The sequence below is a fragment of the Nonomuraea sp. NPDC050153 genome, assembly GCF_044460125.1.
GTDB lineage: Bacteria > Actinomycetota > Actinomycetes > Streptosporangiales > Streptosporangiaceae > Nonomuraea.
Genome location: NZ_JBITJQ010000002.1, coordinates 341,169 through 365,466 on the forward strand (window position 1 = coordinate 341,169; position 24,298 = coordinate 365,466).

Annotated in this window: 22 protein-coding genes and 1 tRNA gene; 11 read left to right on the top strand and 12 right to left on the bottom strand. The window is 72.3% G+C overall.

The genetic code is table 11. The features are described from left to right. Window positions 1-11: 11 nt before the first annotated feature. The gene (locus ACIBQ1_RS05815) at window positions 12-4,967 is read right to left on the bottom strand and encodes a tetratricopeptide repeat protein (protein ID WP_397274838.1); all 4,956 of its coding nucleotides are present in this window, start codon (window positions 4,965-4,967) and stop codon (window positions 12-14) included. 302 nt (window positions 4,968-5,269) lie between these two features. Here ACIBQ1_RS05815 and ACIBQ1_RS05820 point away from each other — a divergent pair, with 302 nt between their 5' ends. Continuing rightward, a complete protein-coding gene (locus tag ACIBQ1_RS05820) occupies window positions 5,270-5,818 on the top strand; it encodes a hypothetical protein (protein ID WP_397274839.1) in 549 nt (182 codons plus the stop codon). Here the strand turns inward: ACIBQ1_RS05820 and ACIBQ1_RS05825 are convergent. After that, on the bottom strand, window positions 5,815-6,615 hold the full coding sequence (locus ACIBQ1_RS05825; RefSeq protein ID WP_397274840.1) for a 1-aminocyclopropane-1-carboxylate deaminase/D-cysteine desulfhydrase: 801 nt from the start codon (window positions 6,613-6,615) through the stop codon (window positions 5,815-5,817). The genes ACIBQ1_RS05820 and ACIBQ1_RS05825 overlap by 4 nt on opposite strands. A gap of 43 nt (window positions 6,616-6,658) precedes the next feature. Between ACIBQ1_RS05825 and galK the strand changes: the two genes are divergently transcribed. Next, window positions 6,659-7,771, top strand: a complete 1,113-nt coding sequence (galK, locus tag ACIBQ1_RS05830) for a galactokinase (protein ID WP_397274841.1) — start codon at window positions 6,659-6,661, stop codon at window positions 7,769-7,771. Window positions 7,772-7,775: 4 nt separating this feature from the next. On the opposite strand, the gene ACIBQ1_RS05835 is transcribed toward galK, so the two are convergent. From ACIBQ1_RS05835 to ACIBQ1_RS05855, 5 genes are all read right to left on the bottom strand, one after another. Next, window positions 7,776-8,549 carry an enoyl-CoA hydratase-related protein gene (locus ACIBQ1_RS05835; protein ID WP_397274842.1) on the bottom strand — a complete coding sequence of 258 codons (774 nt, stop codon included), beginning with the start codon at window positions 8,547-8,549 and terminating at the stop codon, window positions 7,776-7,778. A gap of 3 nt (window positions 8,550-8,552) precedes the next feature. Further along, window positions 8,553-9,728, bottom strand: coding sequence for a nitric oxide synthase oxygenase (locus ACIBQ1_RS05840; protein WP_397274843.1), 1,176 nt, complete (start codon window positions 9,726-9,728; stop codon window positions 8,553-8,555). Between the two features lie 213 nt (window positions 9,729-9,941). Beyond that, on the bottom strand, window positions 9,942-10,346 hold the full coding sequence (locus tag ACIBQ1_RS05845) for a hypothetical protein (RefSeq protein WP_397274844.1): 405 nt from the start codon (window positions 10,344-10,346) through the stop codon (window positions 9,942-9,944). Window positions 10,347-10,486: 140 nt separating this feature from the next. Then, the gene (locus ACIBQ1_RS05850) at window positions 10,487-11,101 is read right to left on the bottom strand and encodes a response regulator (RefSeq protein WP_397274845.1); all 615 of its coding nucleotides are present in this window, start codon (window positions 11,099-11,101) and stop codon (window positions 10,487-10,489) included. Then, window positions 11,089-12,231, bottom strand: a complete 1,143-nt coding sequence (locus ACIBQ1_RS05855) for a sensor histidine kinase (protein ID WP_397274846.1) — start codon at window positions 12,229-12,231, stop codon at window positions 11,089-11,091. Before ACIBQ1_RS05855 ends, ACIBQ1_RS05850 begins: the two co-directional genes overlap by 13 nt. Before the next feature lie 75 nt (window positions 12,232-12,306). Here ACIBQ1_RS05855 and ACIBQ1_RS05860 point away from each other — a divergent pair, with 75 nt between their 5' ends. Next, window positions 12,307-12,483, top strand: coding sequence for a hypothetical protein (locus ACIBQ1_RS05860; RefSeq protein ID WP_397274847.1), 177 nt, complete (start codon window positions 12,307-12,309; stop codon window positions 12,481-12,483). A gap of 16 nt (window positions 12,484-12,499) precedes the next feature. On the opposite strand, the gene ACIBQ1_RS05865 is transcribed toward ACIBQ1_RS05860, so the two are convergent. Both ACIBQ1_RS05865 and ACIBQ1_RS05870 read right to left on the bottom strand, forming a co-directional pair. Continuing rightward, entirely contained in the window at window positions 12,500-13,108 is a 609-nt protein-coding gene (locus tag ACIBQ1_RS05865; protein ID WP_397274848.1) for a flavin reductase family protein, read from the bottom strand. Between the two features lie 116 nt (window positions 13,109-13,224). Continuing rightward, window positions 13,225-13,296: transfer RNA gene (locus ACIBQ1_RS05870), tRNA-Asn, on the bottom strand. A gap of 125 nt (window positions 13,297-13,421) precedes the next feature. Between ACIBQ1_RS05870 and ACIBQ1_RS05875 the strand changes: the two genes are divergently transcribed. Then, window positions 13,422-13,736, top strand: coding sequence for a YtxH domain-containing protein (locus tag ACIBQ1_RS05875; RefSeq protein ID WP_397274849.1), 315 nt, complete (start codon window positions 13,422-13,424; stop codon window positions 13,734-13,736). Window positions 13,737-13,756: 20 nt separating this feature from the next. Here ACIBQ1_RS05875 and ACIBQ1_RS05880 read toward each other — a convergent pair whose 3' ends face one another. From ACIBQ1_RS05880 to ACIBQ1_RS05890, 3 genes are read right to left on the bottom strand one after another with little or no spacing between them, the layout of a single operon-like run. Continuing rightward, on the bottom strand, window positions 13,757-14,233 hold the full coding sequence (locus tag ACIBQ1_RS05880; protein WP_397274850.1) for a hypothetical protein: 477 nt from the start codon (window positions 14,231-14,233) through the stop codon (window positions 13,757-13,759). After that, a complete protein-coding gene (locus ACIBQ1_RS05885; protein ID WP_397274851.1) occupies window positions 14,230-15,504 on the bottom strand; it encodes an amylo-alpha-1,6-glucosidase in 1,275 nt (424 codons plus the stop codon). Before ACIBQ1_RS05885 ends, ACIBQ1_RS05880 begins: the two co-directional genes overlap by 4 nt. Before the next feature lie 32 nt (window positions 15,505-15,536). Then, window positions 15,537-15,695: a hypothetical protein gene (locus ACIBQ1_RS05890; protein ID WP_350725179.1), complete on the bottom strand. Its 159-nt coding sequence runs from the start codon at window positions 15,693-15,695 to the stop codon at window positions 15,537-15,539. Window positions 15,696-15,874: 179 nt separating this feature from the next. Between ACIBQ1_RS05890 and ACIBQ1_RS05895 the strand changes: the two genes are divergently transcribed. The 7 genes from ACIBQ1_RS05895 to ACIBQ1_RS05925 all read left to right on the top strand — a co-directional run bounded on the left by ACIBQ1_RS05895 (window position 15,875) and on the right by ACIBQ1_RS05925 (window position 24,264). After that, entirely contained in the window at window positions 15,875-17,041 is a 1,167-nt protein-coding gene (locus tag ACIBQ1_RS05895) for a hypothetical protein (RefSeq protein ID WP_397274852.1), read from the top strand. After that, the gene (locus tag ACIBQ1_RS05900; RefSeq protein WP_397274853.1) at window positions 17,038-19,188 is read left to right on the top strand and encodes a tetratricopeptide repeat protein; all 2,151 of its coding nucleotides are present in this window, start codon (window positions 17,038-17,040) and stop codon (window positions 19,186-19,188) included. Before ACIBQ1_RS05895 ends, ACIBQ1_RS05900 begins: the two co-directional genes overlap by 4 nt. A gap of 68 nt (window positions 19,189-19,256) precedes the next feature. Continuing rightward, window positions 19,257-20,168: a PP2C family serine/threonine-protein phosphatase gene (locus tag ACIBQ1_RS05905; protein WP_397274854.1), complete on the top strand. Its 912-nt coding sequence runs from the start codon at window positions 19,257-19,259 to the stop codon at window positions 20,166-20,168. After that, window positions 20,161-21,450: a VWA domain-containing protein gene (locus ACIBQ1_RS05910; RefSeq protein WP_397274855.1), complete on the top strand. Its 1,290-nt coding sequence runs from the start codon at window positions 20,161-20,163 to the stop codon at window positions 21,448-21,450. The genes ACIBQ1_RS05905 and ACIBQ1_RS05910 overlap by 8 nt, the downstream gene beginning before the upstream one ends. Then, window positions 21,450-22,079 (top strand): FHA domain-containing protein, encoded by a 630-nt coding sequence (locus ACIBQ1_RS05915; RefSeq protein ID WP_397274856.1) that lies wholly within the window; start codon window positions 21,450-21,452, stop codon window positions 22,077-22,079. The genes ACIBQ1_RS05910 and ACIBQ1_RS05915 overlap by 1 nt, the downstream gene beginning before the upstream one ends. Next, window positions 22,076-23,461 carry a hypothetical protein gene (locus ACIBQ1_RS05920; protein WP_397274857.1) on the top strand — a complete coding sequence of 462 codons (1,386 nt, stop codon included), beginning with the start codon at window positions 22,076-22,078 and terminating at the stop codon, window positions 23,459-23,461. The genes ACIBQ1_RS05915 and ACIBQ1_RS05920 overlap by 4 nt, the downstream gene beginning before the upstream one ends. After that, window positions 23,458-24,264 carry a transporter substrate-binding domain-containing protein gene (locus ACIBQ1_RS05925; RefSeq protein ID WP_397274858.1) on the top strand — a complete coding sequence of 269 codons (807 nt, stop codon included), beginning with the start codon at window positions 23,458-23,460 and terminating at the stop codon, window positions 24,262-24,264. The genes ACIBQ1_RS05920 and ACIBQ1_RS05925 overlap by 4 nt, the downstream gene beginning before the upstream one ends. Window positions 24,265-24,298: the final 34 nt, after the last annotated feature.

Here is a 24,298-nt window from a genome sequence, read left to right on the forward strand (position 1 = left end):
CCCGATGCCGATCACCCCATCTTGGCCAGCAGCGTCGAGGCGGGGGACGCGAACGACGGGTCGCCGGTCTCCACCGCCGTCACCAGCAGCTGCCGGGCCAGGTCCACCTCGCCCCGGGCGTACCGGATCTCCCCCATCCGGCAGGCGGCCTCGGCCACCAGGTCGGCCTGCTCGGTGAGCCCCAGCGTGAGCTCGTAGTAGCGCAGGGCGCCGTCGTGGTCGCCGAGCCAGTAGCACAGCTCGCCGAGGTGCGCCGCGGCCAGCCCCGACTCGGAGTCACCCGAGTCGATGACCCGCTGGTACCAGGTGAGCGCCTCGGGGAAGTCCCGGTTCCGCTTGGCCAGCGCGCCCAGGTACATCGCCGCGAGCGCGCTGTAGTGCCCCTCGGTCCGCTCGACGGCCCTCAGGTACCACTCCCGGGCCCGCTCCCCGTCCTCCTCGTGGTACGTCTGCCCCAGCGCGATCATCGCCCGCGCCGCGAGGTCGGCGTCGCCGACGTCGAGCACCCGCAGGTACGTCTCCCGCCCCTCGTCCACCAGCCCGGCCCCGACCAGCGTCTGCGCCAGCGTGGCCAGCGCGATGGGCTCGCCGCCGGCGGCCGCCTCCCGCAACGTGTCCAGGGACGCCTCGGTGTCCCCGCGGTTGTCCTGGAGCATGCCGAGCAGGCTCCCGAACACCCCGCGGATGGGGCTGTCGGCGTCGGCCGCCGCCCGCTGCGCGACGTCGAAGAACGCGTCGGCGTCCCCCTCGTCGTCGAGCAGTTCGAGCAGCCTGCCACCGGCGACGAAGCGTACGTCCGAGTCGTCGCTCCGGCTGAGCCGCTCGTAGATCGCCCGCGCCTCGGCGTGCTCGCCCAGCCCGGCCAGCCGGTCGGCGATGTCCAGCTCGGTGAACGGCCCCCGCTCGGCCAGCTCGAAGTACGCACGTACGGCGGCCGGGTCCTCGCACTGCCCGCCCAGCTCGCGCGCCACGTCGCCGGCTTCGTCGCCCGTCAGCCGGATGATCCGCACGGCCAGGTCGTGCTCGCCGCGGCCGGCCGCCTGGCGGGCGAGGACGCGCAGGTTGCCCGCCGCCACCTCGGAGCCGGCGCCCGCGGCGACCGCGAACGCCCGGGCGGCCCCCATGTGGTCGTCCTCCTCGTACTGCCAGAGACCCAGCTGCACGCCGCCCCTCTCCACCGCGTCGGGCACGCCGGACTCCATGGCCAGGCGCACCTCCCGGACGGCGCCGGCCGCGTCGCCCAGCCCGCGCAGGGCCTTGGCGAGGTCCACGCGGATGCCGGGCGAGGTGGCGGGGAAGCCGGTGTCCACGCCGCGTCCGTACATGAGGGCCGCGTTCTCCAGGTCGTCCCGCGCCTTGTACGCGTCGCCCCACGCCCAGTAGCCCATCGACACGGTCTCGGGGTCGCCGGTCCCGACGGCCCGCTCGGCCTCCTTCACCACGGCGTCGTGGTCCTCCGCGAGGAGCAGGTGGGCGACCAGGTGGCGCAGGCTTTCGAGGTCCCCGGCCGCCGCACCGGCGGTCAGCGCCGCGCGTACGCCCTCGGCGTCGCCCCGCTCGTCGAGGAGGTCGGACAGCACGACGGCGGTGGCGGGCATCGCGGCGCGGGCGGCCTCGATCGCCCCGTCGAGATCGCCGCGGCGATGGCGGAGGATGGCGATGTTGCGCCAGGCCATCTCGGACGTCTGCGGGTGTTCGGTGGCGGGCAGGGTGCTCAGCTCGGCCCGGCAGTGGTGGCCGCGCCCGGCGAGAGCGACGCCGATGTCCAGCGCGGCCTGCGCGGCGAGGTCGGGCTCGCCCAGCTCGACGACCACCCGGCAGAGCGCCGTGGCCGCGTGCTCGTCGTCCAGCCCGCGGGCCCGGTCGAGGGTCTCGGAGAGGGGTTCCCGCCGGTCCTGCGGGTCCGCCGCGGCCACCAGGCGGCGTACGGCCCTGGCGTCGTTGCCGTCGAGCGCGAGCAGCACCTCGGCCATCAGCTCCGACCCGGCGAACTCGGTCAGCGCCGCGACCGCCCCCTCCCGGTCGCCGTCGTCGGCCAGCACCCATCCGCGTTCCTTGGCCGAGGCCGTGCCGAGCCGGACGCGGGCGACGGCCGTGCACCACTCGTCGTCGTCGAGGGCGACGACCCGCTCGTAGGCGGCGCGGGCGTAGTCGTCGTCGCCCGCCTCGGCCAGCACCTTGCCCGCCGCCACCAGCGTGCCGGACGCGGACCCGGGGTCGGCGGCCACGGCACGTTCGAACGCCTCCCGCGCCCCCGCCATGTCGCCGGTCCTGGCGAGCAGCTCCCCGAGCGCCTGCTCCTCGAGCACGTCGCCCGAGCCCGGCGTCAGGAGGGACAGGGCGGCGCCCAGGTCGCCGTGGTCGCTGAGCATGGCGGCGAACCGGAGCCGCCCGGCCTCGCCGAACTCCTCCGTCATCAGCTCGCCGGCCTCCTGCGCCGCGCCGCTCGCCACGAGCACCTCGGCGAGCCGGATGGTCACGTCCTTCCTGCGCGTCTCGCCGAGCTCCCCGAGCGCCTCCCGGTAGGCGGCGGCCGCCTCCGCCGGCAGCCCGAGCTCCTGCCGCACCTGCCCGATGTCGCTCAGCGTCATGGCGGCCAGCGGCGCGTTGTCGCCGTCCGCGACCCGCTCCCACGCCTCCAGGGCGCCGCGCTTGTCCCCCACGTCGTTCCGCAGCGCGCCGAGGTAGCAGCCCGCCTCCTGCCGGTACTTGGGGTGCCCGGCGGCGAGCACCAGCGAGAGCGCCGCGTCGGCGGCGGCGAGCTCGCCGCGCCGCTGCCAGGCGTGCGCGCACTCCATGGCCAGCATGCTCACCAGGAAGGCGTTGCCCTCGTCGTCGATCTCCTCCAGCGCCCCGGCCGCGGCGTCGAGGTCACGGTCGAGCAGGAACCGGGCGAAGCGCCCCATCGCCTCCGGTTCCCCCGTCGCCAGGTCGAAGGCCGCCCGCGCGGCGGCGAGGTCGTCGACCCGCACCCGGTGCAGCCCGAGCAGCCAGGCGCCGCGCGAGCGGCCGTCCGCGGAGGTCTCCTCCTCGATCTGCCTCTCGTGCAGCCGGCAGACGGCCAGCAGGTCGCCCTGCCGCTCCAGCACCGTGAGCAGCGAGGCGGCCGCCTCGCTCCGCAGCCCGCGGTTGCCGCCGTCCAACGCCGTCGTGTACGCGGCCCGCGCCTCGCCCGGGTCGTGCTCCGCGACGAGCCCGCCCAGCGCGTACCCCACCCACGGCGCCAGCACCGGATGGCCTTCCGCCCTGGCCCGGCGCAGCAGCTCGACCGACGCCTCCTCGTCGGACAGCACCTCCTTGCAGAGCACCGCCGTGTACGACAGCGCCAGCGGGTCCCCGCTCTCGGCCGCCGACTCGAACAGCTTGGCCGCGTCCGACAGGTCGTACCCGATCGAGGCCAGCACCTGGGCGAACACGGCGGCGCCGATCGCGGCGACGGCGGGATCCGGATGGTCCATGGCCGCGCGGTAGCGGACCAGCCCCTCCTCCCTGCCCAGCCGCTGGTGGTCGAGCATCGCCGCCAGCACGGGGTGCGGCTCCTCGCCGGACTCGCGCAGCAGGTGCAGCAGGAAGGTCGCGCTGAAGCCCTGGAGCACGTCGTCGCCCTCGACAACGTACGCGAGCAGCTCGTCGGCCTGCTCCCGGTCGCCCTCGCCGATCTCCAGCTGGGCCAGCGTCGCCATGGCCCTGAGCGACTGCGTGGCCGCGCCCGAGTCGGCGGCCCCGCGCAGCAGCAGCCTGGCCCCGGCCACGTCACCGGCCTGCAGGCGGGCCAGCCCCTCGTCGGTGTCCTGGAGCGCCTGCTCCTCGACGGGGTCGGCCAGCGGCTGCTGCCTGGCGGCGTGTTCGAGCAGCAGCGTGGCCTTGAACGCGGCGTCGGGGTCGTCGTGCCCGGACGCGAACCGCGCCAGCTCCATGGCCTCGTCGTACACCTCCGGATGCTGGTCGAGCAGCAGGCCGAGCAGCGTGACGCAGATCGACGCCCACTCGTCCTCCCCCGCCTCCAGCACCGCGCGCAGCGCGGCCAGCGCCTCGGCCGTCTCGCCCGCCTCGACGTGCATCTGGGCCAGGCACGCGTGGGCCTGCACGACGTATTCGCGCTGCCCGCTGGCGATCACCCGGTGGAAGATCGCCTTGGTCTCCTCCACGTCGCCCAGCGACGCGGTCACCTTGGCCAGCTCGACCAGCGACGGCAACCGGATGCCGGGCCTCGGGTCCTCGGCGGCCATGCGGTAGGCGGCGGCGGACTCGGCGTACTCGCCCAGGTCGACCAGCACCCCGCCGAGCAGCTTGTGGGCCATGGCCAGGTGGTCGGGGTGGCCGACGGCGATGGCGTGCTCGCACACCTGCCTGGCCTGCTCGAACTCCTCCTCCTCGGCGTGGATCTGGTACAGCCGGAACGCCGACAGCGACACCACGTCGGGATCGCCGCAGGTCAGGAGCGCCCGGTAGTCGTCCTCGTCCTCGGCCGCCTCGTACAGCTCGCGGGCCGAGGCCGGGTCCTGGAGGTGGAACTCGGGCAGCTCCAGCCGCGCGGCCAGCTCGGCCACCGCCGGGCTGTCACACCTGCGGGCGCGCTCCAGCGCCGCCTGCGCGCCGTCCACGTCGCCCATCTGCGTGAGCACCAGCACCAGCGCCGTGTCGGCGAGCGCGGCCACCTCGAAGTCGGCCCCGTCCGACGCGATCGTGAGCACCCGGTGCGCCGCCGGCCACTCCTTGGCCGCGACCAGCATCATGCCCATGGCGATGGCCGAGCGCTGCCCGAACACGGGGTCGCCCGACTGGATCACCGACCTGTGCGCCGCCTCGGCGCCGTCCAGGTCCCCCTGCTCCTGCAGCAGACCTGCCAGCAGGTGGGAGGCCTCCGGGTCCCCTGTGGCCGCGATCTGCCTGAACAGCGCGGCGGCCTCGTCGAGATCTCCCGCTTTCCAGTGGCTCATGGCCGCGTCGAGCTGCTCTGACGCCATTGCTCACTCCAAAGTCATCCAACAATGTGAAAAAGCTACACATGTGTCACCTCCGTCACAGGCCATTCGGTGCTTATGGCCTCCAGTTCGTGGAGGCGGGCTCGGTCGCCCTGGAGCCGTCGCCTTCCCTCGTCGCTCCGGTCGCTCCGCTCCCTGCGCTCCTCAGTCCAGGCAACGGCGCTCCCTCGCCTGCTTATGGCCACCACTTCGTGGAGGCGGGCACGGTCGCCCCGGAGCCGTCGCGGGGCGGCGCGTACGACTTGGAGCCCCGGCGGAGCGGGTGAGGCCGTAGCGTAGTCTCCATGGGCAAGGCGTTCTGGATCGATCAAGAGTTCGACAGAGACCGTGACGGGCGCTATGCCGTACACGTGCGCAAGAATCTCGAAGAGTTCGAGTGGGGCGACATCGCGCCCGTCAGGTTCGCGTGCGCCGCGTGGCGGCTGGCCACGCCGCCGGCGCTGACCCCCGGCTACGTGCGGTGGGACCGGCGCGTGCTCGACGCCACCTGTCACCGCAACACCTGGGACGGCTCGCTCTACGCCCGCGTCAGGGTGGTCTCGCCGCTGCCCGAGGAGCTGACCCGCTCGCGGGCCTGGTGGCGCGACCGCGGCTGGCTGGGCTGGCAGGAGACCTTCGGCCAGTACGTCGAGCCGACCCAGCAGGACCTGGCCAGACTCCCCTTCCTGCGGGCCTCGCTGCTCCTGGAGGTGCCCGTGCCCCTCGACGACCTGCCGTCCGAGCCCGAAGGACCGCACGACGAGGTCGAGCAGCGCGCGCACCGGGCCATAGTGGTGCTGACCCGCGAGCTCAACGCGCTGGTGGCGCCGGTCCTCGACCAGCTCGGCGGCTAGGGTGCGCGGGTGGCAGAGGGCTGACCGGTGATCACGGCGACGACGCGGGCGCCGTCGGGGAAAGCGCCCTGCCGGGCGAGGTCGAGAATCCCGTAGAGCATCTTGGCCACATAGATGCCTTCAACACGATATTTCTGGATAAATGCGTCCAAGGCGGGGGTCGACTTGGCGTAGCCGCCGAAGTGGTAGTCCAGGTTGAGCTCCCAGTTCGCCCAGGTGCGCCCGTACGCCTCCCGCTGCAGCCTGGCCACCTCGCCCGCGAGGAAGCCCGCCCCCTTCAGCACCGCGAACCCGATCGCCCGCCTCCCATCCGGCAGCCCCGCCGAGATCCCGGCCAGCGTCCCGCCGGTGCCGACCGGGCAGCAGATGACGTCGTACTCCTCGGAGATCTCCCCCGGCAGCTCGGCGCACCCGCGCACGGCGGCCGCGTTGCTCCCGCCCTCGGGCAGGATCGCCACGTCCTCGCCCCAGCGCGCCCGCAGCCTCGCCAGCACGGCCTCGGTGTGCTTGAGCCGGTAGGAGGCCCGGTCGAGGTAGGTCAGGGTCATCCCGCACGCCTTCGCGTAGGCGAGCGAGGGGTTCAGCGGCAGGTGCTCCTCGCCCCGGATGACCCCGATGGTCTCGATCCCGTGCCGCCGCCCCGCCTCGGCCACGGCCCTGATGTGGTTGGAGTACGCGCCGCCGAAGGTCAGCAGGCGGGAATGGCCCAGGTTGTACCGGAGTTTGCGGGGTTTGTTGTCGTCATGCATCAGGAACACCCGGACCCGGCCGAGCCCGGGATCCAGCAGCTCCTCCATGGCGCTAGTCTACGGTCGGGCCTTTGTTGAGGAGTGTTCGATTATGCGCGTTGTTGAAGCTTTTCGTGCCGCCTATGGCGCGTCCCCCCAGACCGTCTGGCGTGCGCCCGGCCGGGTCAACCTGATCGGCGAGCACACCGACTACAACGACGGCTTCGTGCTCCCCTTCGCCGTGCCGTGGGGCGTCACGGCCGCGATCACGCCGCGTACGGACGACACCATCCGGCTCCTCTCCCTCCAGGCCGCCGGCGAGCCCCTCACCTTCACCGGCCACGACCAGTCGACGGGCTGGGCCCGCTACGTCGTCGGCGTCTTCGCCATGCTGGGCGACCGCGTGCGCGGCGCCGACATCGCGATCGACGGCGACGTCCCGCAGGGCGCGGGGCTCAGCTCCAGCGCCGCCCTCGAGGTGGCCGTCGCCTCGGCGCTCAACGACCTGCACGACCTGGGCATGACGCCCATGGAGATCGCCCTGCTCAGCCAGAAGGCCGAGAACGACTTCGTCGGCATGCCCTGCGGCATCATGGACCAGGCCGCCTCGGCGCTGTGCGAGGAGGGCCACGCGCTGTTCCTCGACTGCCGCTCGCTCGCCTCCCGCAACATCTCGCTCGACCTGGCCTCCCACGGGCTCAGCATGCTGATCATCGACACGCAGGTCCACCACGAGCACGCCGGCGGCGAGTACGCCAAGCGCCGCGCCGAGTGCGAGTCGGCCGCCCGCAAGCTCGGCGTCCCGGCCCTGCGCGACGTCACGGACCTGGCGGCGGCCCTCGACCGGCTCCAGGGCGACGAGCGCAAGCGCACGATGCACATCGTGACCGAGAACCACCGCGTCGAGGCCCTCATCGGCCTCCTGCGCGCGGGCGCCGTCACCGAGATCGGCGCCCTGCTGAACGCCTCGCACCTGTCGCTCCGGGACCAGTACGAGGTCTCGTCGCCGGAGCTGGACGTCGCGGTGGAGGCCGCCATCAGGGGCGGGGCGCGGGGCGCCCGGATGACGGGCGGCGGCTTCGGCGGCTCCGCCATCGCCCTGGTGCCGGTGGACCGCCTGGCCGGCGTCGAGGAGTCGGTGACCGCCGCGTACGCGGAGCACGGCTTCCAGGCTCCCCGGTTCCTGCCCGCCACCCCGGCCCGCGGCGCCCACCGCCTGGCCTGACCGTTCAGAGGGGCGGGAAGTTCGGCGGGCGTCGCTCCAGGAAACTGGCGACGCCCTCCGCGAAGTCGGGGCGGCCGAAGGAGGCCGTCATCTCCCGGACGGCCGTCGCGGCCGAGCCCTCCAGGGTGGTGTCCCAGTCGTGCCACACCTGGCGCTTGATCACCGCCATGGACGCCGGCGAGCTGTAGGCCGCCAGCTCCCGGGCGTACGCCTGCGCCTCGGCGACCACGCTCTCCCCCGCGCTGACCCGGTTGACCAGCCCGAGCTCGTACGCCTCGGCCCCGGTGAACACCCGCCCCGACAGCAGGACGTCCATGGCCCGCTGCTGCCCCATGAGCCTGGGCAGCACCCACGACAGCCCGTACTCCGCGATCAGGCCCCGGCGCGGGAACGCCGTGGTCCACTTGGCGTCCGCGGCCGTGAAGACGAGGTCGCAGACGAGCGCGTGCACCATGCCCAGCCCCGCGCAGGCCCCGTTGACGGCGGCGACGATCGGCTTGGCGATGGTGGTCGGGAACGTGTTGGGCCGCGGATCGGGCTCCTCGTCGTAGGTGCCGTTCTGGATCGCCGTCAGCGCCTTGAAGTCCGCCCCCGAGCAGAACCCCTTGCCCGCGCCCGTGACCACGACGGCCCGCACCTCCGGGTCCTTCTCGGCCTCCGCCAGCAGGTCGAAGTAGCGCCGCCCCATGGCGTCCGTCCACGCGTTGAGGGTGTCGGGACGGTTGAAGGTCAGCGTGAGTACGCCCTGGTCGAGGGATGAGAGCACGAGTTCTGCCATGCCCTAACCGAACCATGTTCTAGGCCGGGATGGCAAGGACGGCGACTGGTGCCGATGGACGAAGGCGGGGCTCAGGACGCTGGTGTCGTAGTAGCGGTGGAAGACGGGGGTGACGCCGCCCGACATCGGGGGCACGATCCACGACCAGTCCGCCGGGCAGGCGCGCCCGGCCTTCTCCTCGCGCGACAGGTGGGTGAGGAAGCGGCGAGACTCGGTGTGGTGGTCGGTCATCGTGACCCCCGCCCGCTCGAACGAGTGCAGCACCGCCACGTTCAGCTCCACCAGAGCGTGGTCCCGCCACAGGCTCCGCTCGGTCGAGGTGTCCAGCCCGAGCCGGTGCGCGACGATCTTGAGCTGGTCGTACCTGTCGGCGTCCGCGAAGTTGCGGGCGCCGATCTCGGTGCCCATGTACCAGCCGTTGAAGGGCGCGCACGGGTAGCAGATGCCGCCGATCTCCAGGCACATGTCCGAAATAGCCGGTACGGCGTGCCAGCGCAGGGCCAGCTCCTCGAACCACAGATACTCGGGATGCGCCAGCGGCACCTCCAGCACGACGTCCCCCGGCAGGTTGCACAGGAGCGGCTCGCCCAGACCCGGCTGGATGATCAGCGGCAGCACGTCGAACCGGGTGCGCCTGCCCTGCCAGCCCAGCGCCTTGGCCATGTCGGTGAGGTCCGCGTTGCGCGGGTCGCCCACGATGCGGCCGCCGCTCGTGCGGTGGCCCGCGTACCGGATGAGCTGGTCGTTCAGGATCCGGGGCCCGCGCAGCGCCGGGGTGTCGGGCGGCAGGACGGTGACGGTGGGCCTGATCTTGCCGTTCCCGGTGGCCTCGCGCAGGTGCGCGACGCACTCCAGGGCGACCCCTTCGGCCGTGGTCACCTGCCTGCGGTCGCGTACCTTCAGCGAGCGCCAGTAGAGCCGCCCGATGCACCGGTTGCTGTTGCGCCAGGCCACCCGGGCGCCGAACTCCAGTTCCTCGTACGTGTGCGTGTAGGTCCCCTGGCGGGCCACGTCCCTGGAGACGTCGCGCAGCCGGGCGTGCAGGCCGCCGGCCTTGGGGTTCTCGGCGTGGAAGAGCCTGATGAAACGCTCCGCCTCGCGGAAGTCGGTGGTTCGCTCGACCACCGTCTGCACGGTCAGGGCATCGAAGGGGCGCAGGTTCGTGATCCAGGTACGCACGCGGCAATCAGCACTTCTCCGTCATCGGAGCGCCCCGCCGATTCCGGGTCGGCGGCACGTCCTGGTGGCGGCGCCCTCTCCGCGCCCCCTTGACCTGCCCGCGGCTCCGGCCCAGAGGACCGGTAACCCATCCTTACCTGCCGCCCTCTGCTTTGTCGCGTCAAACGATGAAATGAACGCGCCCCCGGGAGGCCCCGGGGGCGCGGTGAGCGGCTAACGGCTCGCGTGGTCGTTCCACACGCACGTGAGGTGGATGACGCGGCTGCGGTGCCAGCGCTTGCCCACCTTGACCGTGCGCGGCAGCTCCCGGGCCGGGACGCTGATCGACAGCCGGTCCGCGGGCACGGTCGTCACGCCGCCCACGGTCACAGGCCGGGCGGGCTCGATGTACTCCTCGTCCACCAGTTCGGCCACCCTGGCCTTGGAGAACTTGACGACCTTGCCGTCGGTCAGCCAGCACGTCAGCGGACCGGCCGGGAAGTCCGGCTCGCCGTGCACCCTGACCAGCGCGTCGTCACGCACCTCGACCGGACCGTCGTCGGCCAGCGCGGACCCGGCCATGCCCGCCAGGGCGAGCGCGGCGGCGGTGAGGACGACGGCGGCGCGTCGCTTGAACATTGGGATCTCCTTCCCCGAGTCGATGAGACAGCCCGAGGGTGGCGCGGCGCACCTGAAGGAGGGCTTAAGGCGGCCGAAGAGATCTTCAGGAACGCCTCCCCGCCGACCCGTGGTCGCGGTCCTTCTACCGGGTGGCGGGGTCAGGGGTGACGGTGGACGAGGCCCAGGTCCAGGGCGGTCAGGACGGCCGAGGTGCGGTCGGAGACGCCCAGCTTCCCGTACACCCGCAGCAGATACGTCTTGACCGTGGCCTCCCCGATGAACAGCCGCCGGCTGATCTCCCCGTTCGTGAGCCCTTGGGCCACCAGCTCCAGGACCTCCCGCTCCCGTTCCGACAGCACGGGCGCGGCGGGCCGCCGCCCGGCCAGCCGCGTGGCCACGGACGGCGAGAGCACCATCCGGCCGCGGGCCGCCGCCCGCACGGCCGACGCCAGATCGGCCCGCGACACGTCCTTCAGCAGGTACCCGGCCGCGCCCGCGGAGACGGCCCGCAGGATCTCCCCCTCGTCCTCGTACGTCGTCAGCACGACGACCCGGTGGCCGGGCCCCAGCCGCTCGATGGCGCTGACCCCGTCCCCGCCCGGCATGCGCAGGTCCATGAGGATCACGTCGGGCCGCAGCCGGGGCACGACGGCCACGGCCTCGTCCCCCGATCCGGCCTCGCCGACCACCTCCATGTCCGGCTCGGCCAGCAACATCCCGCGCAGCCCCTCGCGGACGACGGGGTGGTCGTCGACGATCATCACCCTGAGCACGGCAGCTCCACCGCGAGCGTGGTGCCCTGGCCGGGCGAGCCGGTGATCCGGACGGTGCCGCCGAGCCGGGTCACCCGGTTGCGCATCGCGCGCAGGCCGTACCCGTCGCCGCCGGGCGAGGGCGCGAAGCCGCACCCGTCGTCGACGATCGACATCCGCACGGCCGGGCCCGGGACGTCCTCGAGCGCCAGCCGTACGGACCGGGCGCGGGCGTGCTTGCGCACGTTGGCCAGCCCTTCCTGGGCGGCCCGCACCAGCGCCTCCGCCACGAGGGCGGGCACGTCGGCGGCCCCGGCCACGCTCACCTCCACGGGCAGCTCGAACCCCTTGGCCAGCCGCCCCAGCGCCTCCTCCAGCGAGGCCCCCTCCAGTGCGGGCGGCGCCAGGGCGGCGATGAGCGCGCGGGTCTCGGAAAGGTTCTCCTTGGCCGTCTGCGCGGCCCGCCGCACGTACGGGTCGTCGCCGTCCTCCGCGGACTGCAGCAGCATCACGATGCTCGCGAACCCCTGGGCCAGCGTGTCGTGGATGTCACCGGCCAGCCGCTCGCGTTCGGCCAGCATCCCGGCCTCCTTGCTCACCTCGGCCAGTTCCTCCCGGGTGCGGTCGAGCTCTGCGATCAGCCGGGCCCGCTCGGTGTTCTGCCGCCCGAGCCGGTCGATGAACACCCCCAGCAGCGTGCTGGCCGACAGCCCGAGGACGATCGCCACCGCGATCACCAGCGGGTGCGAGCCGTTCTCCGCCATGAGCTGGATCGCGGGCCCGGTGAACAGGGCCACCGTCACGGCCACGGCCCGCGCCCGCCGCAGCGCCATGAACGTCATGGGGATCAGCGCCGACAGCGCGACGGCGGACTGCGGGGCGAGCAGGTCGGCCGCGGTGAACAGGACGAGCATCGCGGCGGCGTGCCACCAGCCCTCCTTGGTCGGCGCGACCGGCGCCCGCACGGCCGCGCGGCCCCACAGCGCGTACGAGACGGTGATCAGGAGCAGCAGGACGACGGAGACCGGCGCCCCGTCGTCCACCACGATGGTGACGATGGTCGCGACCAGCACGATCGCGAAGTACGCGTCCCAGAAGGGATAGGAACGCAACCAGGCGTTCTCTGCCCGCGCGTCGACGGGACTGCCCATGATCGGCATTTTACCGGCGGTATGTCCACCGATCGGGGGACATACCGCCGTCCCGCGCCGCGCGATCGTGTGCGTATGAACCAGAAGACGTATCTCCGCCTGATGCTCGCCCTGTCCATGATCTACGGGGTGGTGATCGCCCTGCTCGCGGTGCTCCAGACCGGCGGCCTCGGCGTCGTCGCCATCGTCGGCGGTCTCGTCGTCGCCCTCGGCTGGGCGCTCACCGGCGTGGTCGCCAAGCGCCCCTCCTGACCCCCTCCCCGGGGGATCAGCCGGCCTGCGGCTCCTCGTACGGGATGCGGTCGAGATGCAGGATCGAACCCAGCGTCCCCCACTGGTCGCCGCCGAGCTTGGCCAGCGGGCGCAGGCGCTCGGCGTCGGGCCGGCCGTCGACGAGGTAGTCCTCGTGCACCGCCGCGAGGAAGACCCTGCCGAACACCAAGGTGGAGTTGCCCATGCGCAGCGTGGTGTGCGACCGGCACTCCAGGACGACGGGAGAGGCGGCCACCCGGGGCGGCCGCACGTGCCGGCTGGCCTCGCGCTCCACTCCCGCGACGCCGAACTCGCTCACGGTCCGGGGGAAGTCGGTGGCGGTGTCGCGGATCAGGCGCAGTAGCGGCTCGGAGGAGAAGTTGACGACGAACTCGCCGGTGTCCTCGACATTGCGCAGGGAGTCCTTACGGCCGATCGAGGTGAACTGCACGATCGGCGGATCGGTGCTGGCGATGCTGAAGAAGGAGTGCGGGGCCAGGTTCTCGACCGTTCCGTCGGGGGTGACGGTGGAGACCCACGCGATCGGGCGCGGAACGACGACCGAGGTGAGGAACCGGTAGAAAGCCGGCCCGCCCATGATCTCGGGATCGAAGTCGACACGCATGCCGATCAGTATTCACCGCGCTCACCCTGTGTAGCGGTCGCCACGCGGTAGGCCCCGGAAACGACTCAGGCCCCTGTCCTTGATCCAGGAAAGGGGCCTAAGTTGTGAAAGCGAAGCTCCCGCGATAGGACTCGAACCTATAACCTGCCGGTTAACAGCCGGCTGCTCTGCCGTTGAGCTACGCGGGATCGTGCGTCTGCGCATCTTGTCGGGGCCGAGGCCCTCTTCGTCGTGCGCAGGAATAGATTAGCGCACTCCTGGAGTGCGTGTCGCATCGCAAGCGGGGTAGGCCCGGAGACAGCGGAGGTGCAAAATGCGTTATCGAGTGACATTCGCTGTGGGGCTGGCGATCGGCTACGTGCTGGGCAGCCGGGCCGGGCGCGAGCGGTACGAACAGCTCAGGCGGACGGCCCAGCGTGTCGCGGACAACCCCAGGGTGCAGGAGTTCGCCGGGGTGATGGGCGCGCAGGCGTCGAGGCTGGCCGGGATGGCCAGGTCGAGGGTGGGCGAGACGTTGCATCGCATCCCGTTCCTCAGCGCCGACGATCATCACCCCAACACGGGCACGGGCTGGCCCGAGGAGGACATCGTGGACAAGAAGGCCCGCGAGAGCGGACTCCCGTACTGACCCTCGGAGCATGGGCGGGATCACACGCCCATGCTCCGCCGCAGCCCTTCCAGGGCCTGTTCGGCCTGCGCGCGCAGGCCCGGGTCCTCGGGGTCGAGGCCGTCGTCGAAGACGAAGGTCCAGCCGCGCACCTCGCCGCCGGGCCGGCGCCTGGCCACCAGTCGCACGCCGCCCCTCCCCGGCAGCTTCACATGCTTGTTGACCACGATCGTGGAGTTGACACGCTCCCGGACGGTCTCGGGCAGCATCCGCGGCTCGGTGATCCTCTCGGCGTGCCACGTGCCGTCCATGGTGAGGACCCGCACCCCGTCCTCGTCCCACGTGGCCTTGTCGACGTCCTCGTACGGCACCCGCGTCCCGTCCGTCAGGTGGAGGGCGAGGTTCGTGGCCACCACGTAGCCGGAGACCGTGCCGGGGGCGAACGTCAGCACCCGCTCCCCGGGCTCGGTGGCCAGGGACTTGCGCACGTCGGCGGGCAGGCGGCGGAAAATGCTCATTCCTCCACGGTATCGGCGAGCAGATCGAGGGTGAGCGCCGCGCTCCACGAGAAGTCCCTGCACCCGCGCCCGCTGCCGTCGAAGGGGTCGAAGCACTCCCGGAAACCGGCCTGCCGGACCAGGCGCAGGGTGCCGTTGGTGAGCTGCTGGCCGAGGTGTTCCAGCGAGTGCACGGCCGCGGCCCGGCGCAGCAGCCAGTTGGTGTTCACCCAGGAGGGGCCGCGCCAGTAGCGCGTACGGTCGAACTGGGAGGCCCGGATCTCGCAGCTGGGCACCGGATAGCCGGTGGCTCCCATGAACCTGGCCGACTCCAGCACCTCGACCGCCGCGTGCAGGTGGTCGCTGGGCAGCCCGGGATCCAGCAACGGCCCGAACCCGCCCACCGTGCAGACCCGGATCAACCGGTCGGCCCGCAGGTCGCGGGCGTAGAAGCAGCCGTCCCACAGGCGGTCGAGCATGGCCTGCCTGATGCGGTCGGCCTGCTCGGCGTGGGGCGCGGGATCGGCGCCCGCCAGCGGCGCCAGCTCGGCCAGGGCCTGGCAGGAGGCCAGCCAGATCCCGTTGAACATCGGGTCCTCGATCGCGAACGGATGTTCGTCCCGCAGGTATTCGGCCCCGTATCCGGCGTCCCGGTAGCGCATGGCCAGCCAGACGTAGCGGTCGTGGTCGCTGTCGGGGTGGCGTTCCTCCAGCTCGACGTTGCGGTAGCCGTACCTGATCGCGGGCAGCGCGTTCAGCGCCTCGTCCCAGGACGGGCTGTCGTCCATGCCCGACTCCCAGGGGTGCACGATCGCCGCCAGGCCCGCGCCGCCGAGATCGCGGGCCGAGGAGAGGTAGGCGTGCTGGGCCACCAGCGCCGGGTACGCCTTCCTGACGAACGCGACGTCGCCGGTGTGCCGGTAGAGCCACCAGAGCGCCAGCGCGTGCAGCGGCGGCGAGGTGAGACCCGAGGTGAGCACGCGCGGCGCGGCCTCGTGCTCCTGCGAGCGCCACACGGACGGCCCCGGGAAGTACGCCTCGCGCGTGTGGAAGACGATGTGCGGCACCATCCCGGTCGCCCACTGCCCCCGCAGCAGGCTGAGCAGCTCGTCGCGGGCCCGGTCCGGCCGATGCCTGGCCAGGCCGATGACGACGAACGCGGAGTCCCAGCTCCATTGGTGCGGATAGAGACCTGGCGCGGGCACGGTGCCAGTGCCTGTCCAGTTCGCCTCGAGCACGGCGAGTGCCTCGCGCCCGAGCGCGGCATCGTCGACCGCTGGCCGCGCCTCCATCACACAACTATGCCTGGTGAAGCCTCTGGGCGCTATGTCCTCTTGACCCACTTCGACAGGAGCATGACGCCGAACGCCACGGCGCCGATGATCAGTCCCCACTTGAGCAGCGTGAGAGCGAAGCCCACAAGGGGGCCGAGGAGCACGAGTGCGGCCACGACGGCCGCGATGATCAGCAGAATTCGTCCCATGTCCGCAACGGTAAAAGATCCTTTAAGCGGATTGCAGGTGATGCAGGGTTGAATCAGGGACAAGTCAGGGGTCACCCCTACTCTTGGAACCAACCGGCCGATCCCCCCGTTGAGCCGGTAGGAGCAAGGGTTCGGGGGCGGCCTGCTTCACGGGGAGCGTGATGAGCCTGGGACCACCTATGAGCAGGGAGGGCGTCGAGCACGCATTGCGCGCTCGAGCCGACGAACGCGACCGCGTCTCCGGCGACCTGCTCGATCTCGAATCCCACACCACCTACCAAGTGCTCAAAGGGGCCTCCTTACGCGGGGAGACGCGGCGGAGGTGGGCCGCGGCGCAGGAGTCGCTGGCCACGCTGTGGTCTCTGAACGACGCGTACCGGGCGGTGCTGCGTGACGCCGAGCAGATCAGGGCCGCGCGCGCCAGACCCACCCCCGAGCAGCTGAGCCGGCTTACGGAGCTGCTCGTGGGCCCGTCCGTGGTGCTGCGGACCGGCGCCAAGCCGGTCGAGCAGCGCTCGCTGCTCCCCCAGCAGGACGAGCGGCTGACCCTCGACCAGACCCTGACGCGGATGGACGCCACGTTCCGCGAGGTCACCTCCGCCCTCAACGACATCGACGCGGTGTGGAACGCCGTGCTGCCCGGCCTCGACGGCGCCGACAGCGACCTGCGCCACATCCGCGACCTCGAACGGCGACTGGGCGAGGGCGCCGACCTGACCGCGCAGGAGGCCGAGCTGAAGCGGCTGCGCGCCTCGGCGCTCGAAGACCCGCTGGGCCCGTCCATCGAGCAGGAGCTCGACCGGCTGACCCGGCTGCTGGCCGGCTCCCGCGCGGAGCTGGAGCTGGCGCTCACCGTCAAGGACGAGTTCGCCAGGCGGCGGGAAGACCTCGTGGCCGCGCTCGACCGGGTGCGCGCGGCCGAGAGCGAGGCCAGGCTGGCCCACGGCGCGGTCGTCGTGAAGATCGCCCTGCCGCCGCAGGCCCAGCCGCGCGGCCGGGCCGAGTCCCTGGCCGCCGAGCTGGACGCGCTCGACGCCTCCGTCGACACCTGGGTGCTGCGGGCCAAGCGGCTGGCCGCCCTGGAGGAGGAGGCCCGCAAGGCCGCCGAGCAGTCGCAGACCACGGCCAAGGCGCTCTACGGCCTGGTCAGCAGGCGTGACGAGCTGCGCGGGCGGCTCGGCGCCTGCCAGGTGATGGCGGTGCGGAAGGGCTTGGCGGAGGACCCGGCGACCTCCGAGCTGTTCGAACGGGCGCGCGTGCTGCTGTGGACCGCGCCCTGCGACCTGACGAAGGCGGCGGCGGCCGTCGAGACGTACCAGCGCGCGATCCACGGAGGTAAGCCATGACCCGCTGCGCGCAGCCGGGCTGCACGGGCACGATCGAGGACGGCTACTGCGACCTGTGCGGCCACTCGGCGAGCACGCCCGCGTCCGCGCCCGTTTCCGCGCCCGTTTCTGGGCCCGTTTCTGGGCCCGTCTCCATCCCTTTGCAGACACAGCCGGTGAGCAGATCCGTCACCTCACCGGTGAGCAGCGGCAGGTCGCGGCCCGGCGAGCTGCGGACCATCGCCGACCTGCCGTCGGTGCCCTACCGCGACCCGGCCACCGCCGTGATGGCCGACCCCGCGGTGGCCGAGGACAAGCGCTACTGCGCCAACCTGGCGTGCGGACAGGAGGTCGGGCGCTCCAGGGAGGGCCGGCCGGGGCTGACGGACGGGTTCTGCCCGCACTGCCGCACGCAGTTCTCGTTCACCCCCAAGCTGGGCAAGGACGACCTGGTGAACGACCAGTACCGCGTGCTGGGCTGCCTGGCGCACGGCGGGCTGGGCTGGATCTACCTGGCCTCCGACGAGAACCTCGACGGCATGTGGGTGGTGCTCAAGGGCCTGCTCAACACCAACGACGCCGAGGCGCTGGCGGCGGCGGAGGCCGAGCGGAAGTTCCTGACCACGGTCGACCACCCCAACATCGTCAAGATCCTCAACTTCCAGCGCTCCGGCGGCTTCGGCTACATCGTCATGGAGTACGTCGGCGGCCAGTCCCTGCACGAGCTGCGCCGCCAGGGCCCGCTGCCGCTGCGCGAGGCCCTGATGTACGGCCGGGAGATCCTTCAGGCGTTCGCCTACCTGCACGAGCACGACATGGTCTACTGCGACCTCAAGCCGGCCAACGTGATCAGGGTCGGCAAGCGGCTCAAGCTCATCGACCTGGGCGCGGTGCTGCCCATCGGCGCGCCCGCGGGCTCCGGCTGGGCGACGCCCGGCTACCACGCCCCCGAGGTCGAGAGCCACCCCGCCGCCGTCACCGCCGACCTCTACACCGTGGCCAGGACGGTGGCGGTGCTGACGATCCCGGGCTTCTCCCCGTACGCGAACGGCGCGGCCACGCCGCTGCCCGAGGACTGCGGGCACCCGTCGTTCACCCGGTGGCTGCGCAAGGCCACCGCGGTCAATCCCGCCGACAGGTTCCAGAGCGCGGAGGAGATGGAGGAGCAGCTCGTCGGGGTGCTGCGGGAGGTCAGCGCCATCGAGGACAAGACCCCGTACCCGGCTCCCTCGCCGAGGTTCGGGCCCGAGCGGACCGCCGTGGGCACGACGCTGGCGGAGGAGAGCGACGTGGTGTTCGGGTCGCTGGACCCGGTGGCGGTCGCGCAGGCGCTGCCGGTGCCGCTGGTCGACCCCAACGACGCGGCGGCCGGCGCGCTGGCCGGGCTGCTGGGCAGCGACGGCAAGGAGCTGATCGACCAGCTCGCCGCGCTGCCGAAGACGCCCGAGACGAAGCTGATGCGGGCCAGGCTGCTGGCCGAGGGGGCCGCCGCCGAGGCGCCCGTCGCCCTGAACGAGCTGGACATCGAGCTGCCCCGCGACTGGCGGGTGACCTGGTATCGCGGGGTCCTGGCGCTGACCACGGGCCGGCCGGACGAGGCCGTCGCGATGTTCGACGCGTGCCTGTCGGCGCTGCCCGGCGAGCTGGCGCCGAAGCTGGCGCTGGCGTTCGCGCTGGAGTCCGCGGGCAAGCCGGCCGCCGGCTGGTACGAGGCCGTCTGGCGGACCGACCACGCGTACGTGAGCGCGGTGTTCGGGCTGGCCAGGTCGGGCCGGATGGGCGCGCTCGACGAGGTGCCCGCCCACTCGGTCTACCGGACCCGGGCGCAGGTGGCGCTGGCGGTCTCCGTCGTACGCGGGGCCGACCTGGCCCGGCTCACCACCGACGACCTGGTGGGCTCGGCCGACCGGCTGGCCAAGCAGGCCGACCTCGACCCGCGCCGCCGCGACCTGCTCACCGCCGAGCTGCTCACCTCGGCGCTGGCCTGGCTCGAGAACGGCTCGCCACCGAAGGGCGCGCAGCTGGCCGAGGCGCCGTTCACGGAGCCGGGCCTGCGCAGGCGGCTGGAGACGATCTTCCGCAAGCTGGCCGTCGCGGCCGAGTCCCGCCAGGAGCGCCACGCCCTCATCGACCAGGCAAACGCCGTGCGGCCGAGGACGTGGTTGTGATGGATCCGCAGCGGAGCGAGGACATCCATCACAACACCCCGAGCACAGCTCGGCAAAACAACACTGCGATGGATCCGCAGCGGAGCGAGGACATCCATCACAACACCCCGAGCGCAGCTCGGCAGAACAGCGCGGGCGATGTGGCGACGAACTGTCCCGTGTGCGAGGCGCCCGTGCTCGCGGGTGACACGTACTGCGAGGCGTGCGGGCACGCCTTGGGCGCGCCGAACTGCGCGTCGTGCGGTGCGGCGGCCGTGGACGCCGAGGGCTACTGCGAGCGGTGCGGCCTGCGCCAGCCCACCGGCAGGGACCACGCGGAGACCGTGCTCGACGGCGGCCCGGCGGCCGTGACCGACAGGGGCCTGCGCCGCAGCCGCAACGAGGACGCGGTGGCGCTGCTGACCGCCGGCGACGCGATCGTGACCGTGGTCTGCGACGGCGTGGGCAGCTCGCCCAGGGCCGACGAGGCGTCCGCGGTGGCCGTCGAGACCGCCTCGGCCGCGCTGGCCAGGGGGCTGCCGCAGCAGGAGGCGTTCGAGCTGGCCGGGCGGGCGGTGACCAAGCTCGCCACGTCCATGGACGACGCGCCCGCCTGCACGTACGTCGCCGCCGTGGTCGAGCGGGGCCGGATCACGCTCGGCTGGGCCGGCGACACCCGGGCCTACTGGCTGCCGGACGCGCCGGACCGGCCCGCCGACATGCTGACCGTGGACGACGCGATCGAGACCGGCGAGATCACCGGCTGGCTCGGCGCCGACGCCGAGAACGTCCCGCTCCACGTACGCGCCCTGGCCCCGGAGGAGCCGGGCCTGCTGCTCGTCTGCAGCGATGGCCTGTGGCGCTATCTGGACGGCTACACCTTCCCCCGCACCGGGACCCCCATCGACATGGCCCGCGAGATGCTGCGCCACGCGCTCGACTCCGGCGGCCAGGACAACGTGACCATCGCCTTGATCCCCCTAGGAGTGACGCATGGGTGACCAGCCCGCTTTCACCTTGACCATCGACCAGAACAAGTACCTCCCGACCGACGGCCGCGAGGTGCACGCCATCCTCACGGTCGGCTCCACGGGCGGCGTCACCACCACGCAGTCCGTCGCCTCCGAGGCCGCCGAAGTGATCATCATCGACACCTCCGGCTCGATGAGCGGCAGCAAGATCCGCGAGGCCAGGCAGGCGGCCGCGACCGCCGTCCACACCCTGCGGGACGGGGTCCACTTCGCGGTGGTCGCCGGCACCGAGCGGGCCAAGGTCGTCTACCCCGGCGGCAACACCAACCTGGTCAGGGCGAGCGCGGCCACCAGGGCCGAGGCCGAGCGGGCGATCAGCCGGTTGACCGCGCACGGCGGCACCGCCATGGGCGAGTGGCTGAAGCTGGCCGGCCATCTGCTCTCGGCGCACCCGTCGGCGATCCGGCACGCGCTGCTGATGACCGACGGCCAGAACAACGAGCGGCCCGAGGTGTTCGCCTCCGTGCTGGCGGGCTGGAGCGGCAAGTTCGTGTGCGACTCGCTGGGGATCGGCGAGGACTGGGTGCCCGCCGAGCTGCGGAAGGTCGCGGAGTCCATGCTCGGCTCGTTCGACTTCGTACGGAACCAAGGGGATCTGTCGGAGTACTTCCGCAGGCTGACCCAGACGTCGATGAGCAAGACCGTGGCCGAGCTCTCGCTGCGGGTGTGGGTGCCGCAGACCGCGACGCTGAAGTTCGTCAAGCAGGTCTCCCCCACGCTGCTCGACCTGACCGGCAAGCGCACCGACGTGAACCCGCTGACCGGCGACTATCCGACCGGCTCCTGGGGCACGGAGGAGCGCGAGTACCACATCTGCGTGGAGGTGCCGCAGGGGCAGATGGGGCACGAGATCAGGGCGGGCTGGGTCAAGCTCGTCCGCCCCGACACCCAGGAGGTCCTGGCCACCGGGAACGTGCTCGCCCAGTGGACCGACGACCTGGTGCAGTCCACCCGGATCAACAAGAAGGTCGCCCACTACACCGGCCAGGCCGAGCTGCACGAGCTCATCCAGGGCGGCCTCAGCGCCCGGGCGATGGGCGACGTCGACACCGCGACCGCCCGCCTGGCCAAGGCCCGGCAGCTGGCCGCCGAGTCGGGCCGCGAGGACACGGCCAGGTTGCTGGAGAAGGTGGTCGAGGTCGATCCGGCCACCGGCACGGCCAGGTTGCGCAGGAACGTGGACAAGGCCGACGAGCTCGAACTCGACACGGGCTCCATCCGTACCAGCAGGCTGCGCAAGGAAGGAAACTGATGGCCACCTGTCCGCAGGGGCACCCGTCAGGCGACGACGACTACTGTGACGTCTGCGGCGCCCAGATGGGGGGCGCGCCCGCGGCGGCGTCCCAGCCCCCGGCTCCGGCCCCGTCGGCCGAGGCGTGCCCGATCTGCCAGACGCCGCGTGCCGGGCAGTTCTGCGAGGTGTGCGGCCACGACTACAGCGGAGGGGGCGCGCCGGTCTCCGTCCCCGTGAGCGGGGCCCGGTTCGAGGCCGTCACGGCGTCCGACCGGACCTACTACGAGAAGGTCATCGCCGAGGGCGGGCCCGACGCGACGGCGATGGCGTTCCCGCCGTACTGCCCGGAGCGTTCGTTCGCGCTGATGGGCGAGCAGGTACGCATCGGGCGGCGCAGCAGGGCCAGGAACCTGGCCCCCGAGATCGACCTGACCGGGCCGCCCGAGGACCCGGGCGTCTCCCACCTGCACGCCGTGCTGCTGGCGCAGCCGGACGGCTCGTGGATGCTGGTCGACCCCGGCTCCGCCAACGGCACCCAGGTGAACGGCAAGCCCCTCCAGGTCAACGTGCCGGTCAGGGTCGGCGCGGGCGACAGGATCCACCTGGGCGCGTGGACCGTCATCACCATCAGGGAGGGCACGCCGTGACCCTGGCACAGCCCCAGGCGCCCCGGGCCCCCGCGGCGCGGGCGCCCGGGGTCCCGCCGCCGGCGCGCCGGAGCGTGCCGGGCAGGATCCGGGTCATCACCGGCATCACGGTCGCCTCGCTGGCGCTGCTCTTCGCGGCGCTCGCGGTCGGCAGCATGACCGCCCGCGACGGCCTGCAGGTCATCGGACGCGACGCGGGACCGCAGGTGGTCGCCACCGCCGATCTCTACCTGGCGCTGAGCGACATGGACGCGCAGGTGGCCAACGTGCTGGTGATGGGCGACCAGTACGCCCCGCAGCGCGCGCAGGCGCTCGACCGCTACGAGGCGGCGCGGTCCAGGGCCAACGAGGCGCTGATGCAGGCGCTGTCGCTGGCGGACACCGATGCCGAACGGGAGACGGTCCGCTCGGTGCTCGACCGGCTGGGCCGCTACGAGCGGCTGACCGGGCAGGCGCTGCTGCTGGACGAGCGGTCCAGGCACGCGCCGGGGCCGCCGCCCCAGGAGGTGGTGCTCACCTACCGCGAGGCCACCAAGCTGATGCGGGTCCAGCTGCTGCCCCAGGCGTACAACCTGACCTTGGAGAGCGGCACGATCGTGCGCGCCACCTATGACGAGAAGGCCGTCATGGTGCCCCTCCTGCGGGTCGCCGTGGTGCTGGCCGGGCTGCTCGCGCTGGGCTGCCTGATCTGGCTGCAGGTCTTCCTCGCGCAGCGCTTCCGCCGGGTGTTCGGCCCCGCGCTGCTGGTCGCCACCGTGACGACCGCGGTCGCGCTGATCTTCGGGATGAACGTGCTCTCGCAGGACGAGAACGCGCTGCGCACGGCGAAGTCGGCCGGGTTCGACTCGGTGCTGACGCTGGCCAAGGCGCGCTCGATCAGCAACAGCATGCAGGGTGACCAGAGCCGCTACCTGCTCGACAAGGAGTGGGCCGACACCTACGAGCACACGTTCCTGGACAAGGCGATGTCGGTCGTCTACCTCAAGGCGGGCAACCTGCGGACCTACCACGACCAGGTCGCCAAGGGCTCCGACGACGTCCTCGGGCTGCTGGGGCCCGAGCTCGTCGGCACGCAGGGCGACCAGGCCATGTCGGCGTTCCGGAGCTTCCAGGCCGCCGACGCGAGGTTCCGCGAGCTGGTGGCGGGCGGCAGGACCAACGAGGCGGTCGCCGAGCGGCTCGGGCCGGTGGCCCAGGCGTACGACGCCTACGACCGCGCGCTGGTGTCGCTGTCGGCCGAGCACCAGGCGGTGTTCAAGCGGTCGATCGAGTCCGGTGAAGGCTCGCTGGACAACCTGTGGCGGCTGCTGCCGTTCGCCATCGGCGCGATCGGCCTGCTGATGATCGCAGGGGTGTGGCCACGACTCAAGGAGTACCGGTGAAACGGGCGTTGGCGGCGGTGCTGGCCCTGTTCGCGACGGTCGTCGCGGGCTGCGGGACGGACGGGCAGGAGTCGGTCCTCGACAAGGACCAGATCGTCATCGCGGTACGGCCCGACCTGCCGTCGGTCGGGTTCCGCCGCCCGGACGGCGGGTTCGAGGGCTTCGACGTGGACGTGGCCGCCTACATCGCGCGCAAGCTGCACAAGCAGGCCTCCTACATCCCCGTGCTGGCCGCCGACCGGGCGAAGGTGCTGACGAACGGCAAGGCGGACCTGGTGCTGGCCACGTTCACGATCGACCAGGAGCGCAAGAAGGACGTGCTGTTCGCGGGGCCGTACCACATCTCCTATCAGGACATCCTGCAGCGGCCCGACGAGACGATCAAGAACGTGCGCGATCTCAAGGACCGGCGGATCTGCGCGGTCAAGGGCTCGAACGCGGCCCAGCGGGTCGTGGAGGAGCGCGAGGTGCCGGCGAAGCTGGTGCCGTTCGACGACTACAAGGGGTGCCTGACGGCGCTGAAGAGCAACCAGGTGGACGCCGTCACCACCAATGACATCATCCTGGCGGGGCTGGCCAACCAGGACGGGACGGGGCTGAAGCTGGCCAACGCGCAGTTCAACGAGCAGCGCACCGGGGTGGGCATGCGCAAGAGTGACGTGGCCGGGTGCGAGGCGGTCAACCGGGCGATCACCGACATGTACCAGGACGGGACGGCCGGGCGGCTGCTGCAGCGGTGGTTCGGCAAGTCGGGGCTGGACCTGTCGACGGTCGCGGTGCCGCAGTTCGAGGGCTGCTCCTGACTGACGGCTTGGGCCATGCGTCGGGCGTCCTGGG

What these genes read in the sequence shown, in the direction of transcription:
- ACIBQ1_RS05815 (WP_397274838.1), bottom strand. Translation starts at nt 4,967, where the DNA reads ATGGCGTCAGAGCAGCTCGACGCGGCCATGAGCCACTGGAAAGCGGGA.
- ACIBQ1_RS05820 (WP_397274839.1), top strand. Translation starts at nt 5,270, where the DNA reads ATGGGCAAGGCGTTCTGGATCGATCAAGAGTTCGACAGAGACCGTGAC.
- ACIBQ1_RS05825 (WP_397274840.1), bottom strand. Translation starts at nt 6,615, where the DNA reads ATGGAGGAGCTGCTGGATCCCGGGCTCGGCCGGGTCCGGGTGTTCCTG.
- galK (WP_397274841.1), top strand. Translation starts at nt 6,659, where the DNA reads ATGCGCGTTGTTGAAGCTTTTCGTGCCGCCTATGGCGCGTCCCCCCAG.
- ACIBQ1_RS05835 (WP_397274842.1), bottom strand. Translation starts at nt 8,549, where the DNA reads ATGGCAGAACTCGTGCTCTCATCCCTCGACCAGGGCGTACTCACGCTG.
- ACIBQ1_RS05845 (WP_397274844.1), bottom strand. Translation starts at nt 10,346, where the DNA reads ATGTTCAAGCGACGCGCCGCCGTCGTCCTCACCGCCGCCGCGCTCGCC.
- ACIBQ1_RS05855 (WP_397274846.1), bottom strand. Translation starts at nt 12,231, where the DNA reads ATGGGCAGTCCCGTCGACGCGCGGGCAGAGAACGCCTGGTTGCGTTCC.
- ACIBQ1_RS05860 (WP_397274847.1), top strand. Translation starts at nt 12,307, where the DNA reads ATGAACCAGAAGACGTATCTCCGCCTGATGCTCGCCCTGTCCATGATC.
- ACIBQ1_RS05865 (WP_397274848.1), bottom strand. Translation starts at nt 13,108, where the DNA reads ATGCGTGTCGACTTCGATCCCGAGATCATGGGCGGGCCGGCTTTCTAC.
- ACIBQ1_RS05875 (WP_397274849.1), top strand. Translation starts at nt 13,422, where the DNA reads ATGCGTTATCGAGTGACATTCGCTGTGGGGCTGGCGATCGGCTACGTG.
- ACIBQ1_RS05880 (WP_397274850.1), bottom strand. Translation starts at nt 14,233, where the DNA reads ATGAGCATTTTCCGCCGCCTGCCCGCCGACGTGCGCAAGTCCCTGGCC.
- ACIBQ1_RS05885 (WP_397274851.1), bottom strand. Translation starts at nt 15,504, where the DNA reads ATGGAGGCGCGGCCAGCGGTCGACGATGCCGCGCTCGGGCGCGAGGCA.
- ACIBQ1_RS05890 (WP_350725179.1), bottom strand. Translation starts at nt 15,695, where the DNA reads ATGGGACGAATTCTGCTGATCATCGCGGCCGTCGTGGCCGCACTCGTG.
- ACIBQ1_RS05895 (WP_397274852.1), top strand. Translation starts at nt 15,875, where the DNA reads ATGAGCAGGGAGGGCGTCGAGCACGCATTGCGCGCTCGAGCCGACGAA.
- ACIBQ1_RS05900 (WP_397274853.1), top strand. Translation starts at nt 17,038, where the DNA reads ATGACCCGCTGCGCGCAGCCGGGCTGCACGGGCACGATCGAGGACGGC.
- ACIBQ1_RS05905 (WP_397274854.1), top strand. Translation starts at nt 19,257, where the DNA reads ATGGATCCGCAGCGGAGCGAGGACATCCATCACAACACCCCGAGCGCA.
- ACIBQ1_RS05910 (WP_397274855.1), top strand. Translation starts at nt 20,161, where the DNA reads ATGGGTGACCAGCCCGCTTTCACCTTGACCATCGACCAGAACAAGTAC.
- ACIBQ1_RS05915 (WP_397274856.1), top strand. Translation starts at nt 21,450, where the DNA reads ATGGCCACCTGTCCGCAGGGGCACCCGTCAGGCGACGACGACTACTGT.